This is a genomic window from Corallococcus sp. AS-1-12 (assembly GCF_020036995.1).
Lineage (GTDB): Bacteria > Myxococcota > Myxococcia > Myxococcales > Myxococcaceae > Corallococcus.
This window is the reverse complement of the sequence record NZ_JAIQDD010000029.1, coordinates 96,566-111,940: the sequence shown is the minus strand read 5'-3', so window position 1 is coordinate 111,940 and position 15,375 is coordinate 96,566. Positions and strand designations below refer to the sequence as shown.

8 protein-coding genes and 1 pseudogene are annotated in these 15,375 nt (G+C 71.3%); 3 read left to right on the top strand and 6 right to left on the bottom strand.

Going from position 1 to position 15,375, the window contains the following annotated elements:
• Nucleotides 1–59: 59 nt before the first annotated feature.
• Nucleotides 60–1,091, bottom strand: coding sequence for a hypothetical protein (locus tag K8556_RS32335; protein WP_223743961.1), 1,032 nt, complete (start codon nt 1,089–1,091; stop codon nt 60–62).
• A gap of 179 nt (nt 1,092–1,270) precedes the next feature.
• Between K8556_RS32335 and K8556_RS32330 the strand changes: the two genes are divergently transcribed.
• Both K8556_RS32330 and fliB read left to right on the top strand, forming a co-directional pair.
• Nucleotides 1,271–5,050, top strand: coding sequence for a TIGR02266 family protein (locus K8556_RS32330; RefSeq protein WP_223743960.1), 3,780 nt, complete (start codon nt 1,271–1,273; stop codon nt 5,048–5,050).
• A gap of 9 nt (nt 5,051–5,059) precedes the next feature.
• Nucleotides 5,060–6,313: a flagellin lysine-N-methylase gene (fliB, locus tag K8556_RS32325; RefSeq protein ID WP_223743959.1), complete on the top strand. Its 1,254-nt coding sequence runs from the start codon at nt 5,060–5,062 to the stop codon at nt 6,311–6,313.
• 3 nt (nt 6,314–6,316) lie between these two features.
• Here fliB and K8556_RS32320 read toward each other — a convergent pair.
• Nucleotides 6,317–6,880, bottom strand: a pseudogene (locus tag K8556_RS32320) (DsbA family protein); the annotation flags it as partial.
• Nucleotides 6,881–7,062: 182 nt separating this feature from the next.
• On the opposite strand from K8556_RS32320, the gene K8556_RS32315 reads away from it, so the two are divergent.
• The gene (locus K8556_RS32315) at nt 7,063–9,093 is read left to right on the top strand and encodes a S9 family peptidase (protein ID WP_223743958.1); all 2,031 of its coding nucleotides are present in this window, start codon (nt 7,063–7,065) and stop codon (nt 9,091–9,093) included.
• Between the two features lie 37 nt (nt 9,094–9,130).
• Here the strand turns inward: K8556_RS32315 and K8556_RS32310 are convergent, their stop codons facing one another.
• The 4 genes from K8556_RS32310 to K8556_RS32295 all read right to left on the bottom strand — a co-directional run bounded on the left by K8556_RS32310 (nt 9,131) and on the right by K8556_RS32295 (nt 15,372).
• Entirely contained in the window at nt 9,131–9,409 is a 279-nt protein-coding gene (locus tag K8556_RS32310) for a hypothetical protein (protein WP_223743957.1), read from the bottom strand.
• A 79-nt stretch (nt 9,410–9,488) separates the two neighbouring features.
• Nucleotides 9,489–10,187, bottom strand: a complete 699-nt coding sequence (locus K8556_RS32305; RefSeq protein WP_223743956.1) for a DUF4142 domain-containing protein — start codon at nt 10,185–10,187, stop codon at nt 9,489–9,491.
• Nucleotides 10,188–10,465: 278 nt separating this feature from the next.
• On the bottom strand, nt 10,466–12,220 hold the full coding sequence (locus tag K8556_RS32300; protein ID WP_223743965.1) for a tetratricopeptide repeat protein: 1,755 nt from the start codon (nt 12,218–12,220) through the stop codon (nt 10,466–10,468).
• A gap of 8 nt (nt 12,221–12,228) precedes the next feature.
• The gene (locus tag K8556_RS32295; protein ID WP_223743955.1) at nt 12,229–15,372 is read right to left on the bottom strand and encodes a DUF4175 family protein; all 3,144 of its coding nucleotides are present in this window, start codon (nt 15,370–15,372) and stop codon (nt 12,229–12,231) included.
• Nucleotides 15,373–15,375 lie beyond the last annotated feature (3 nt).

The following is a 15,375-nucleotide window of genomic DNA, read 5'->3' as shown; positions in this document are numbered from 1 at the left end:
GAATGGCCGTTGGACATGGTGTTCCCTCCTCACCTCTCCAACACCCCAGTCTGCTCACCTCATTCAGGCTCCGCTGTCAGTGTGAGCCCGCTGCTTCCCAGCGCCAGCTTCGCGTCGAACGCACCGCAGCCCGGGTGCACGCCCATGCCGCAGCCCAGGGTCCGGTACACCAGCGTGAACGCGAGCCCGCAGAGCGCGTAGATGATGAAGCGCTGGCTCACCTTCGGCGCCTGGCCGAACGCGGCCCGGTCCACGCCGTCCGAGTGGTAGCGGTTGCGGTGAAAGAACCAGACGATGCCGTGGTACTGCACGTTGTGGAACGCCGTCACCGCCACGGTGAACATCAGGAAGTCCATCCGCCGCGACACCGACGGCCAGAACACCAGCGACGTCAGCCCCAGCGCCGCGCCCAGCATCAACAACTTGGGCCCGTTCACCCCCAGCCCCCGGCGCCACCGCCACACCTGCCTCGCCGCCAGCACCCCCACCCCCGCGAGCACCACCGCGAAGCACGCGTGCGCCACCCCGACCTCCCAGGTCGGCTCCGCCATCAGCCCCAACCGGCGCCGCGCCCCTGGATGCGTCAGCGCGAACGCCACGAACGGCGCGAGCAGCCCCACGTACAGGGTCACGCTGTCCAGCCGCCGGTCCCACGCGTCCCGCTCTCCGGCCTTGCGCTGGTAGAGCACCATGATGCCGTAGTGCTGCCGCACCACGTGCCAGTACGCCCACAGCGCCGCCAGCGTCACGAACACCGCGAACGGCCACCGCTGCCCGGACAGCACCGACGCCGCGAACACCGCCGGCCCCGCCGCGAACCACCCCAGGCTGCCCCAGAGCAGCCGGGCTCGCGCCTTGCGCTCCCGAGCGTCCAGGTACGTGCGCGTCACCGTCGCGAACAGGTGCGGCCCGTCCAGCAGCAACACCCACGCCCACCACAGCGGCGGCCCGCTCACGCCTCCCAGCACGTGCAACGCCATCAGCGCCAGGCTCGCGCCCAGTCCCCCTACCGTGGAGAGCAGGTCATGCCGTCGGCCCACCAACCACCGCGCATGCAGGGGAGCCGGGGCGAAATGGGGGACCGCGTTCATCGGGGCACTCCCGTCCGGTGGACCCGGACTGCTTCCTGGGGGAAACGAAGTCCCAGGATAGCGGGGACATACACGTAAGTCAGATGCGCACCTGGAGGTCTCGAACGGGCACCGGCCGGACGGGCAGGGGGCCAGAACCCCCTTGAGGGAATGGCCCCCGGACGCGACAGTGCTGAACCATGGATCAAGGTCGGCGTACCTCGGACCGCAAGTCGGTCGGTCTGTTGGTGAAGCTCAAGCATGAGACCGTGGGGAGCTTCACCGAGGAGTTCGCCACCAACATCAGCCCCGGGGGCATGTTCATCCGCTCACGCACGCCGCAGCCGGTGGGCACGCCCGTGCGCTTCGAGGTGCAGATCGCCAACGGCGTGCGCGTGCTCCAGGGCACCGCGACCGTGCGCTGGGTGCGCGATGTGAACGACCCCGCGGGGCCTCCGGGCATGGGGTTGCAGTTCCAGGAGCTGGACACCGCGAGCCGCGCGCTCGTGGACCTGATGCTCCAGCGCAAGCCGGGGAGCAGTGCCGCGCCGGCCGCGCCGCTGCCGTCCATTGCTCCGATGGTCGCGCCGGGCATCGCGCCGCTGGCCGCGCCAGGCATCGCGCCGTTGACGACGCCGGGCATCGCGCCGGTGCGTCCGCCCGTGGCCGCGCCTCCAGCCGCCGCCGCGCCCCGGCCCGCCGCTGCTCCCGCGCGTCCCGCGGCCGTCGCACCGCCCGCGCAGCCGGCGGCGGGGGGTGCCGCGCTCGACTCGCTGTTCGATGACCTGGATGCTCCGTCCAGTCCCGCGCCCGGCGCGGACGAGCCGCTGTCCCTGGGCGGCGCGGACGAGCCGTTCTCGTTGGGCTCGCCCGACGAGGACCTGGGGCTGGCGCAGGCGGACTCCGCGAACGACGTGGACATCCCGCTGGATGAGCTCATCGCGGGGACGCCTCCGCCCACCGTGCAGGGCGTGCTGTCGGGAGGCGACGAGCCGCTGCCGGGGCTCGACTTCGAGTTCGAGGCTCCGGTCGTGGGAGAGCCCATCGCGATGGGTGAGCCGCTGGAGGAGGTGCCCATCGAAGTGGGGCTCTCCGTGGAGGACGGCGCGGCTCCGGGCGACGCGGGCGGGTTCGAGCTGGACTTCTCGGACGTCTCCCCCGAGCCGCCGCCTCGCGCCGCGCCGGTGCCTCCGGCGCCCGTGCAGCGCGCGGCCCCTCCGCCTCCGCCCGCGGCGCCGCCGGTGGCGCCCGCGAAGCCCTCAGGCGGTAGCGCCGAGTTCGACTTCGACCTGTCCTCCCTGGATGACGACGCGCCGCTGGAGTTGGCGCGCGAGCCCACGTCCTCGCCGGGCCGTCAGCGTCCGCTGGGGCGTGAGCCCGCGTCCTCGCCCGGCCGTGCCGCCGCGCCGGGGCTGGGGCGTGAGCCGGGCTCCGCCGCCGGCCGTGCGCCGGGGCTGGGGCGCGAGCCGGGATCCGCCGCGGGTCGCGCGCCGGGACTGGGGAGAGAGCCGGGCTCCGCCGCCGGTCGCGCCGCGCCGGGCCTGGGACTGGAGCCTGGATCCGCCGCCGGTCGTGCCCCGGGACTTGGTCGCGAGCCTGGCTCCGCCGCCGGCCGTGCCGCGCCGGGTCTGGGCCTTGAACCGCGCTCCTCTGGCGGTCGTCCCGCCGCGCCGGGTCTGGGGCTTGAGCCTCGCTCTTCTGGCGGTCGTCCCGCCGCGCCGGGCCTGGGCCTTGAACCGCTCTCCTCTGGCGGGCGCACCGCCGCGCCGGGCCTGGGGCGTGAGCCCGGATCCGCCGCCGGACGTCCTTCCGTTCCGGGCCTGGGACTGGAGCCTGGATCCGCGGCGGGACGTGCTCCGGGGCTGGGTCGCGAACCTGGATCCGTGGCGGGTCGTCCCGGGGCACACGCTCCCGGTGAGCTGCCGTTGGAGCCCGGCTCCTTCGCCAACCGTCCCGCGGCGCCCGGCCTCTCGCAGGAGCCGGCGTCGTCCTGGGGCCGCGCCGTCCCGCAGCAGCCTCCCGCGCCGCAGAGCCCGTCCGGCGGCAGCGCCGAGTTCGACCTGGACCTGTCCATCGACGACGACGGGCCGCTGGAGCTCGCGCGCGAGCCCGCGTCCTCCGCGGGCCGTCCCGCCGCGCGGCCCGTGGCCCCTCCACCGCAACAGCCGCCGCCGAGCGTGCTTCCTCCCTCCGTGCGCCATGCCCCGCCCGCGCCCGCCGCTCCGGTCGCCCCCGCGACGCTCGCGCCCGCCGCCGCGCCGGTGGCCCCCGCGCCCCCGGCCCTGGACGCCAACGGTCAGGTGCGCCCCATCTACCTCACGCCACCGCAGACGCTGGCCGGCACGGGGCCCGTGATTGGCATCGACCTGGGCACCACCAACTCCTGCGTGGCGCTCCTGTCCAACGGCCGTCCCGTCGTGCTCCGTTCGCGCGAGGGCTACAACACCATCCCGTCCGTCATCTCGCTGAGCGCGCAGAACAAGCTGCTCGTCAGTCACCGCGCGAAGAACCAGCTCGTGCTGCGGCCCACGCACACCATCTACGGCGCGAAGCGCCTCGTCGGCCGCCCCTACGACAGCGCCGTGGTGAAGCAGGTGCGCGAGCGCTTCCACTACGAAATCACCCCCGACGCCGCCGGTCGCGCCGCCGTGCGCCTGGGCAACGACGTGCTGTCGCTGGAAGAGGTGCAGGGCATCATCCTGCGCGAGTGCAAGGAGATGGCCGAAACCCACCTCAACCAGAAGGTGGAGCGCGCCGTGGTGACGGTGCCGGCCTACTACTCCGAGCCCCAGCGTGAAGCGGTCCGCAAGGCGGGCGCGATGGCCGGCCTCAAGGTGGAGCGCATCCTCAACGAGCCCACGTCCGCGGCGCTCGCGTACGGCCTCAACCGCGAGCTCAACAAGAGGGTGCTCGTCTACGACCTGGGCGGCGGCACCTTCGACGCGACCATCCTGCGCATCGAGAAGAACGTCTTCGAGGTGCTGGGCACCGGCGGCGACATCTTCCTGGGCGGTATCGACTTCGACAACCTCATCGTCGACTTCCTCCTGGAGCGCTTCCAGGAGAAGGAAGGCATCGCGTTCAACGGGGACGGCATCGCCCTGTCGCGCGTGGGCGACGCCGCCGAGCGCGCGAAGATGGCCCTGTCCGAGCGCAGCACGTTCGAGGTCCACATCCCCATGTTGATGATGGACGACGCGGGCCGTCCCCGGGACCTGCGCGTGACGATGTCGCGCCAGGACCTGGAGAAGATCTGCGACCCGCTGCTCAACCGCACCATCGACGTGGTGCGCGACGTGCTCCTGGACTCCAAGCTGAAGGCCTCGGAGGTGGACGACATCATCCTGGTGGGCGGCATGAGCCGCATGCCGCTGGTGCGCGACAAGCTCAAGGGCCTGTTCAGCAAGAACGCGCAGGCGAGCGTCAACGCGGACGAGGCCGTGGCGCTGGGCGCGGCGCTGTACTCGGGCTCGGTGGACAAGGTGAGCAGCGTGGTGCTCATCGACGTGCTGCCCATGACCATTGGCGTGGCCATGCCCGGCGGCGGCTTCAAGCGCGTCGTCGAGCGCAACAGCCCGCTGCCCACGCAGCGCTCGTTCGCCATCAGCACGTCGCAGGACAATGAAGAGCGGATGGAGCTGTCCATCTTCCAGGGCGAGGACAACCACATCTCCGCCAACGAGTACCTGGGCACCGTGCGCATGGAAGGCCTGCCGAAGGGCCCCAAGGGCTCCGTGCGCGTGGCGGTGACGCTCAAGCTCGACTCCGAATGCGTGCTGCACGTGGAGGCGCGTGAGTATTCGACGCGCAAGGAGGTGAAGGCGACGCTCGCCACGCGCTACTCGCCGGAGGAGCTCCAGAAGCAGCTCCAGGTGAGCAAGGAGGCGGTGAAGGCCGCCGAGGATCGCCGGGGCGCGGACCTGAAGGATCGCGCGGGCCGCTTCTGGGGGTTCGTGAAGAAGGCGCTGGGCCGCAAGTAGACTGGCGCGATGACGGCCTCCGCCCCCCGCTACATGGCGCGCTTCCGTTGCATCGCGGAAGCGTGCGAGGACACCTGCTGCGCGGGGCTCACCGTGCCCATCAGCGAGTCACGCTGGGGCCTGCTGCGCCAGAAGGTCGCCGGCACACCGGACGCCGCGCGGGTCGCGGAGTTGATCACGCCGAACCCGGACGGCGCCACGGGCCAGCAGGCGGGCATCCTGGGCAAGCGCGCGGACGGGCACTGCGCCTTCCTGGATGAAGCGAAGCTGTGCTCGCTCCAGCGCCGCTACGGTGAAGCGGTGCTGCCGGACGGCTGCTCCGTCTTCCCGCGAGTGCTCACGCGCTGGGGCGCGTGGGTGGAGATGGCCGGGTCGCTCGCGTGTCCGGAGACCGCGCGCCTGTGCCTGCTGTCCGAGGACGCGCTGGTGCGCGAGCCCGTGCCCGAGGAGCAGGCCCTGCGTCCCCAGGTCGCGCGGCAGGTGGCGGCGGGAGACGACGCGTGGACGGCCCACGCGGACACCGTGCGCGAAGCGATGCTGCGGCTCCTGAACCGCCGCGAGGTCCCGTTCGCCGCGAGGCTGTACGCGCTGGGCCGCATGGCGCTGGACCTGGGCGACTTCTACTTCCCGGGGACGACAGCGTTCGCGTCAACGGAGACAGCACGGCTCGCGCGCATCCTGCGTGAGTACGAATCCACGGACACCCTCGTGTCCCTGCACTCGCAGCTTGAGGCGCTGGAATTGCCCGGAGGCCCGTGGGCCGGCATCTGCGGCGCCGTGCTCCGTTCCCGCGAGGCCGCCGTGAGCAGCCCGCGCTTCCTGTCGCTCATGAGCGCCGTGCGCGCGTCCTACGGTGGCGCGGACACGCATCCCGACCGGGCTTGGGAGCTCCACGCCGCGCGGCGCTCTTCACTGGAGTCCCTGCACGGCGCGCGCGTGCACCAGTACTTCCTGCACCACGCGCTCAACCACGTCCTGCGCCACCCGTTCACCGAGGCCGAGAGCCTCCTGAACGCCGTGTTCCTGCTCGTGCTGCGCGCCTCCGTGGTGCGCTGGGTGCTGCTCGGGCACCCGGCCGTGGTGGCGCTGCTGGAGGCCCCAGGCGCGCCCGTGGCCGCGTTGGACGCCGCCGCCGTGGAGGCGTTCCAGGTCGTCGCCAAGCACGTGGAGCAGGCGCCCTCGTTCCTGGACTTCGCCAGGGGCCTGGCCGGCGAAGGCCCGGAGACCTTCGCGCGGCTGCTCATCCTGGTGAAGGGCCTGTAGCGCTCAGCCCTGCTGCTTCGGCTTCGCGCCCAACTGCTGCATGGCCCGCTGGAACGACGGGTACTCGTGCGCGCCCTGGATGGCCACCTTCTCCCCCAGGATGAAGGTGGGCACCGCGCGGATGCCCATCTCCTGGGCCTCGCGCACGGACTCCTCCACCACCTGCCGGTAGCGGCCTTCCTCCACCGCGCGCTGGAGCTCGTCCGGATCCAACCCGGCCTCCACGCCCGCGGCCCGCAGCGTGTCCCACTGCCAGAGGTCCTGACCCTCACTCCAGTAGCGCCGCAGGATGGCCGCCTGGAAGGGCTCCAGCCTGCCTTGCGCGCGCGCGTACTCCGCCGCCTCGTGCGCGCGGCGCGTGGACGGGATGATGTCCCGCTGCACCATCGTCAGCCCGGCCTTCGCGGCGCGGAGCTTCAGCGGGTTGTTGGGGTCCTTCATCCCCTGGCGCACGTACTCGGGCAACGGCAGCCCTTCCGGAGGCGTCTCCGGGCGCAGGAAGTAGGGGTGCCACTCCACCTGGACGTCGTATTCCTTCTTCAGCTTCTCGACCTCACCGAGGCCGACGTAACACCAGGGTCAAACGAAGTCGGACCAGATGTGGACGACGATGGGTGCGCTCATGGGCTGAATCTCTAGCACCGCGCGTCAGGGGCTTCCACCTCTTCCACCGGGGCCCGCATCCATCGGTGGACAGTCCGCCCTCCCGAGGGCACGGTCCGGGTTCCATTCCTCCGGAGGAACCTTCCGTGCCCCTGTCGCTCCTCGCGGCCCTGGCGCTCGGCGCAAGCCCCGCGCCCGCGCCCCATCCGTTCAATCAACAGGACCTGGTCACGCTGCGCCGGCTCAGCAGCCCGCGCGTCTCTCCCGACGGCCGCCAGGTCGCCTACGTCCTGCGCTCCACCGACCTGGAGGCGAACCGCGGCCGCACCGACCTGTGGCTCGTCAACCTGGACGGCTCGGCGCCGCGCCAGCTCACCACGGACCCGAGCAGCGACAGCGACCCCGTCTGGGCGCCGGACGGCAAGAGCCTCTTCTTCCTGTCGTCGCGCGGCGGCTCCTCGCAGGTGTGGCGCCTGCCCGTGGACGGCGGCGAGCCGCTCCCCGTCACGAAGCTGCCGCTGGACGTGAACAGCTTCGCGCTGTCGCGTGACGGCCAGCAGCTCGCGGTGGCGCTGGACGCGCGCCCCGACTGCGCGGACCTGGCGTGCAACACCCAGCGCGCCGCGGAGGCCTCCAAGAAGAAGACCACCGGCCGCGCGTATGAGCAGCTCTTCGCCCGCCACTGGGACACCTGGAAGGACGGCACGCGCTCGCACCTGTTCGTCGTCCCCGTGGCCGGCGGCACGGCAGTAGACGTGATGAAGGGCATGGACGCGGACGCGCCGAGCAAGCCCTTTGGCGGCGCGGAGGAGTTCACCTTCACCCCGGACGGCAAGGGCATCGTCTTCGCCGCGCGCGACGTGGGCCCCACCGAGTCGTGGTCCACCGACCTGGACCTGTTCCTCGCGCCCGTCGACGGCAAGACGAAGCCGCGCAAGCTCACGGAGAAGAACCGCGCCACGGACACCAGCCCCGTGTTCAGCCCGGACGGCAAGACGCTCGCGTACGTGGCCATGTCCCGCCCCGGCTACGAGGCCGACCGCTACCGCGTCATCCTGCGCACGTGGCCGGGCGGCCAGGAGCGCGTGCTGACCCAGGACTGGGACCGCTCGGCCGGCTCGCTCGCGTGGAGCAAGGACGGCGCCACGCTCTACACCACCGCCAACGACGTGGGGCAGAACACCGTGTTCGCCCTGGACGTGGCCACCGGCAAGGCGCGCGCCCTCACCCAGGGCGGCAGCGCGGACGGCGCCCAGCCCGCGGCGGACGGCCAGGTCGTCTACGCCCTGGATGACCTGGACTCGCCTGCGGACCTGTACGCGGTGAAGGCGGACGGCACCGGCGCGCGGCAGCTCACCCAGGTGAACAAGGACGCGCTCGCGGGCCTGAAGTTCGGCGCCTTCGAGCAGTTCAGCTTCCCGGGCTGGAACAACGAGACGGTGCACGGCTACGTCGTGAAGCCGGTGGACTTCGACCCGAAGCGCCAGTACCCGCTGGCCTTCCTCATCCACGGCGGGCCGCAGGGCAGCTTCGGCAACCACTTCCATTACCGGTGGAACCCGCAGGTGTACGCGGGCCGCGGCTACGTGGCGGTGATGATCGACTTCCACGGCTCCACCGGCTACGGCCAGGCCTTCACGGACTCCATCGCCGGGGACTGGGGCGGCAAGCCGCTGGAAGATTTGCAGAAGGGCCTGAGCGCCGCGCTCCAGAAGTACCCCTTCATCCACAAGACGAAGCGGTGCGCGCTGGGCGGCAGCTACGGCGGCTACATGATCAACTGGATCGCCGGCAACTGGGCGGACGGCTTCCAGTGCCTGGTGAACCACGACGGCATCTTCGACGAGCGCGCCGCCTACTACGACACCGAGGAGCTGTGGTTCCCCGAGTGGGAGCACAAGGGGCTGCCCTGGGAGAAGCCGGAGTCGTACGAGAAGTTCAACCCGGTGAACCAGGTGGCGAAGTGGAAGACGCCCATGCTCGTCATCCACGGCGGTAGGGACTACCGCGTGGTGGACACGCAGGGCATCGCCACCTTCACCGCGCTCCAGCGCCGCGGCATCCCGTCCCGCTTCCTGTACTTCCCGGACGAGAACCACTGGGTGCTCAAGCCGCGGAACAGCATCCAGTGGCACGACGAGGTGCTGGGCTGGCTGGACCGCTGGACGCGCAAGTAGCGCGCGTCCAGCAAGGCATCCCTTGAGGCGCTGGGCTTCAGGGGATGCCGAAGCAGTCGTCGATGCAACTGGAGATGACCTCCGCGCACGTGCGGTCGGAGATGCACTGCGAGCACTCCGCGGTGCGCGCGCGGCGGTCGTCCTGCTCGCTCTCCTTCTCATCCTCCCAGGCGCTGATCTTCTCGGCGCACTTGCCGGTGTCCAGGTCGGACTCGAAACACTCCTTGCGGCGGTCGCAGATGGCGTCGGCGTTGTTGGAGCAGCCGGTGAGGAGCAGCACGGAGACACAGGAGGCCAGGGCAATCAGTCGTGACATGGCCCGGCACTATGCACGCGGAGGGCGCCTCCCGTGAATGCACTTCCGGGGAGGCGTTCCGCGCTTCACACCGGCTGCATTACTTCGTCTTCGTCGCACCGCCCATGGAGCCGTGGTCCATGGTGCCGCCCTGCATGCCGGCGCCGCCCACGCCCATGGCTTCGTCCAGCTTGCCCAGCGTCTGGTAGGCCATGTCACGGTGCTTGGGCAGCTCCTGGCTGAGGTTCGTGAGCAGCGTGGCCAGCTCGCCCGTGGCGCCCATGCCGTGCTGGGCGGCCATCACCTTGCCGATGGCGGCGTCATGGGCGCCGACCTGGGCGGACATGTACATCGAGTCGAACGGCGCGCCCTTCAGCGCCTGGAGCTTCTCCATGTCCGCCTTGTCCGCGGCCATGGCCTTTTTCTCCATGTCGTTGGCGGGCTTGGGCATCTCCGCCAGCTTCAGGTTCTGTGACTTCGCATAGTCCATGACCTTCTGGTCGGCGGTCGTGTGCGAGTCGACCATCATCTTGGCGTAGCTCTGCACGTCCGGGTTCTGCGAGTTCTTCTGCGCGAGCTCGGCCTGCTTGATCTCCGACTGGTTGATGTAGTGCAGGCGCTCCAGGAAGGCCTTCGGATCCGCCGGCACCACGAAGCCCTTGAACTCCACCGTGCCCTTGGGCGCGGCGGCCGTCTTCGCGCCGGGCGCGGGGGTGGGGGACGCGGCGCTCTGGGCCAGCGAGACGCCGCCGGTGAAGAGGACCGCGGCGAGGGTGACTCCGTTCAGGGTGCGCTTCATGGGGTGCTGCTCCTTTTCAGGGCCTCGGAAGTGAGGCGGGACACGTCGGTGGACCGGACACACCCGGGTCCGCGCGGCGCACGTTGGAGCAGGGCGCGACGCTGGACCTGGTGGGTGGGAAGGGGGACGTGCGCCAATTCACGTTGCGCCCACGGGCCGGTGCGCCAGTGGACAGCGCCACTGACCCCGGGACCGGGAGCGGACGTTCAGCACCACACGACTGTCTGGGAGCGCCATCCCGTCCTCCTCGTCGGCTGGCTGGCCGCCGGGGAGGAGGGCTACTTCGCGGGCGCGGGCGCCGGCTTCGGGGCGGCCTTCGGGGCGTCGGGCGTGCCGGCGGGGACGTTCTTCGTCTCCGACAGCTCGTCCTCGGCGCGCAGGAAGGCCTGGGCGGCGCGGTCCACGTCGTCCGGCTTGAGGCCCGTGAGGTTGGCGGCGGCCACGCGCGTGCGGGACGCGAGCGCCGTCTCGCCCAGCGCGCCGTGGATGCGCGTGAGGGCCACGTGGATTTCGGGGTCGAACGGGTCGGAGGCCAGCGCCTCCAGGTACGCCGTCTTCGCCTTCGGGTAGTCCTTGCGGAACAGCAGGATGCGGCCCAGGTGCACGTTGGTGGAGGGCGAGCCCGGGTGCATGCGCAGCGAGCCGCGCAGCACGGCCTCCGCCTCGTCCAACCGGCGCAGCTCCAGCAGCGCGAGCGCGAACTTGTTGGACACCGACTCGTACTTGTCGCCCACCAGCTTGTGCGCCCGCGCGTACTCCTCCGCGGCGGCCTTCACGCGGTTGCGCTCGCGCAGCACCTCGCCCAGGTGCGCGAACTTGCGCGCGGGGACTTCCGTCACCTCGGAGAAGCCGCCGAAGGAGATTTCACGCCCCTTCTTCTCGCTGTCCTTCTGCGCGCCCTTGGCGTCCTCCTTGAGCACCACGCGGTCGTCGCGCGGCACCAGCTCCTGCGGGAAAGGCTGCTTCTTCACGTAGGACAGCCAGGTCTTCTCGAAGAGGGGGAAGGGCATGCCCGTCGCCGCCTCCACCGCCTTCTTGTCCGGCTGGCCCGCCTTCAGCTCCTGCAAGAGCGTGCGCAGGCCCGCGGTGCCCTGGGTGCCGTGGATGTAGTCGATGGCGTAGAACACCTCCGCGAACGCGGTGGCCGCGTCCTCCGCCGTGGGCAGCATGGCGATGGAGGGGTGCATCTTCTCGAAGGGGATGAGCTTGTCCTCCTTCACGCGCTTGCCCAGCAGCGCCTGCGTGGACGGCGTCATGGCCAGGCCGCCCTTGCCGCGCCAGCGCGACTCCAGGAACTTGGCCAGGCCCTCGTGCAGCCAGATGGGCACGGTGTTGTGGGACAACTGGCTGACCACCAGGTGCACGTACTCGTGCGCCAGCGTGTCCTGCCAGTCGTAGCCCTGCGCCACGGCCTTGGGGCTCGTGACCATCAGCTTGTTGAACTTGCAGATGGCGATGGTGCCCGTGGTGCGGATCTGCTTCTCCGTCAGCGTGCTGACGCGGGACAGCTCGCGCGCGTTGTTCACCACCTCCACGCGCACCTTGCCCGGCGGCGTCCAGCCCAGGTCCTCCGCGAGCGCCCGGTGGATGGCCTCCAGCGTCTCCAGCGCGTAGGGCACCAGCACCTCTTCCTTGCCCTTCGGGTAGAAGAAGATGAAGTGCTCGGACTCCGCCTTCTGGTGGTCCTTGACGATGGCGCGCGTGTCCTTGGCCAGCCGCAGGTAGCTGCCCGGCTTGTCCTCGATGTTGGCGCCTTCGAGCAGCGTCACCGCGTCGTCGTACTGGCCCTCCTCGAAGGCCACGCGCCCCTGGAAGTACTTCAGGGGCTCCAGCTCGGAGGGCACGCGCTTCTCGACCTCGGCCAGCTCGCGGCGGGCGCCGCCCACGTCCCAGTCGTCCAGCGACTGCTCCACCTTGCCCAGCCGCTGTTTCACCTCTTCCTTGAGGGCCGCGTCGGGTGGCTGCGCGAAGGCGGTGGAGACGGCGACGAGGAGGGCGCACAGGACGCCCAGGCCGTTGAGGGACGCGTGCATGTGGCGGCTCACTTCACCAGCTCCTCGTAGTAGCGCTTCACCTGTTCGCGGTACTTCTCCGGCGCGCCCTGCTTCATCGCGTCCAGCAGGTCCTTGCGGAACTCGCGGGGCGCCTGGAACGCGTCCTCGTCCGGCAGCTCCACCTTGTCCTGCGGGTTGCGGCCGTTGCCCTCCTGGCGGCGGCCGGAGCCCATGGGCATGGGCAGCCCGCGGCCGCCCTTGCGGCCCTGCTGGCTCTGCTGCATCTGCTGCTGGAAGCGCTTGAGGCCCTCCATGGCGGCCTGCTGCTCCCCGTAGCCGCGGCCCGGGTCCTTGCCCTGCATGCGCTGGGACGCCTCGCCCATGCGCTGGCCAATCTCATCCATCTGCTGGCCGGCCTCTTCCCCGAACAGCGGCGCCGTCTGCTCCATGTCCTCCATCTGCTGGCGCAGGCCCTGCGCGCGCTGCTCCAACTGCTGCTGGCGCTGGCCCAACTGCTGGAGCTGCTGCTTCTCCTGCTGCGACAACTGCGAGCCCGGCGGCGGGAAGAGGTTCTGCAACTGCTGGCTCACGTCCGCCACGTCGCGCGCGTCCTTCTTGAGCTGCTCCGCCATCTTCGCGGACTGCTGGCGCACCTCCGGCGGGTTGCCGAACATCTCATCCAACTGGCGCTGCTGCTCGCCCATGCTGGAGAGCTGGCGCGCGGCGTCCTCGGCGCGCGCGGCGGCCTCCGCGGCCAGGTCGAAGTCGTCCACCTTGAGCGCGTTCTCCACGTTGCGCAGCTCGGACTGGGCCTCCTCCAGCGGGCGGGCCGCGCGGCTGTTGAGCCGGGCCGGGTCGAGCTTCTGGTAGTCCTCCTGCACCTGCTTCAGCTTGCGCTCGAGCTCGTCCTTGAGGGCCTGGCCCTTCTCCTTGAGCCGGTCGCGGTTCTGGCCCCGGGCCTGGTCGCGCAGGGCGCGCGTCTGCTCGGCGACCTTCTGCTGCTCGTCCATGGTGCCCTGCAGGTCGTCCATGAACTTGCCGAACTTCTCCGCCAGCTCCGGGTACTGCTCCGCGCCGAAGTCCTCCTGGGACTTGTCCATGGACTCGAGCATCTCGTCCATCTGCATGCCCAGCTCCTGGAGCTTCGCCAGGGCCTCGTCCGCCTTGCCCTCCTGCATCAGGCGCTCGACCTCATCCATGGCGCCCTGCATGTCCTCCTGCTGCATCATCTCCGACAGCGCCTCGGCGTTGAGGTGCTCGTCGCGGATGCCCTTGCGCAGCTCCGCCATGCGCTGCATCAGCTCCTGGATGCGCGACTTGAGCTGTTGGATCTGCTGCATCACCTGCTCGCGCGCGCCCTCGTCCGGGTTGGCCTTGTACTGTTCGATGAGGCGCGACAGGTCGCGGCGCTCGTTGGCCAACTGCTTCGTCAGCTCCTGGAGCGCCTCCAGCTTCTGCCGGTCCAGGAGCGACTCCAGGTAGAGGATGTCGCGCTCCAGGCCCTCGATTTCGTCCTCCACCACGGCGGTGAGCCGGGTGCCGGTGCCCCAGTCCTCGCCGCGCGCGCGCTGGGTGCGCAGGTACAGGCGGCGGAAGTCGGAGGTGGTGCTGACGCTGCGCTTGAGCTCCCCGCCGATGTTCAGCAGCGCGGAGACGATCTCCTTGGGCACGTCCTTCTCCCGGGACAGCTCGGCGCCCTGGGCGCGGAAGTCGTCCGCGAGCTGCTGGCCGCTCGTGTCCACGGACTTCGCGGTCTCCACCGCGGCCGCGTCCTTCTGCTTCGCGCGGTCCGGGCCCTCCAGGCGGTCGGCCAGGTGGTCCACGAGGCGGCCCCACAGGACCTCGGCCTTCTCCAGGGCGGCGCGGCGGTGCTCGGCGGCGCTGTAGACGCGCAGGGTCTGCGTGCGGCTGACGCCCTTCTTGGGGCCCTCCACCGCGTCGTTGTCCTTCGCCTCCACGTAGTAGGTGATGCGGTCGCCGGGGGCGGGCTTGAGCGGGCCCAGGTCCCAGTTGAAGGTGCCCCGGCTGCGGCGGCTGTCCTCGCGCGGCAGGTTCACGCGCGTCTCCTGCTTGGCGCCGGGCATGCGGTACACCAGCGCCAGGCCGGACAGGCCGTAGTCGTCCGTGGCCTCGTACTTGAGCGTCACCTTCTGGCCGGGGTCGACCTCAATCTCCGTGGACGGGATGAGCAGCGTCACCTGGGGCGCCTTGTCCGCCTCCACGTTGAGGGGGATGTCCGGGCCCACCGCGAGCGGCTTCGCGCGCGCGCCGTAGAAGACGAAGTGGTAGTGGCCGCCCTGCTTCGCCACGAAGCTGCCGGTGAGCTCCCGGCCGCCGGTGACGGTGAGGGGCAGCGTCTGGCCGTTGACCACGACCTCCGCGCGCTCGACGGGGCGGTCCGAGCGCGTCTTCAGCGCGACCTCGGTGCCGGCGGGCGCGCTGACCTCGCCGTTGGTGCCGGGCACGGTGCGCGGCGCGAGGCCGGTGTACGCGGGGTAGCGGTACGTCAGCTCGATGTCGCCGGTGATGGGCTCCGCCTGCGCGGCGGTCTCCGGGCGCGCGGCCTGCTCGCGCAGGTGCTTCCAGCCCGCGGCCCACCGGCCGCCCACGAAGAACATCAGCACCGCGAGCGCCAGCACCGCGCCGCCGCACGCCATGGCCACGCGGCGCAGCGGCTGGCGGTCCACCACCAGCCCGGCGTCCACCGTGCGGGCGCGCTCGTCCATCTGCCGCAGGAACGCGTCCGCGAGCTGGGGGGACCAGCCGGCTTCTTCACGGCGCTCGCGCGACAGCTCCACCGCGGCGAGCACGTCCAGCGACAGCTCCGGCCGGCGCTGGCCCACGAGCCGGGCGGTGCGGGTGTCGTCGCCCACCTGCCGGTGCGCGAGCACGACGCCGAACACGTACGCCACCGCCGCGCCCACGGGCAGGGCGAGCCACAGGAGCGACCGCGCGAGCCCGGGCGCCGCCCGGCCCAGGAGGCCCGTGGCGAACAGGAGCACGAGGGCCGCGACGGCGCCCAGCAGCAGGCCCTGGGCCCAGAGCTGGCGGCGCTGGCGGGCGCGCACCTGGGCGAGCAGCTCCGCCACGCCTCCGGAGCGCGCTTCGGCCCGGTCCCGGGGAGGCGGGGCTGGAGGAGGCGGCGGGGGCGGCAGCTCGGGGGCTGGGCTCTGCGGTGTCTCGAGGTTCACGCT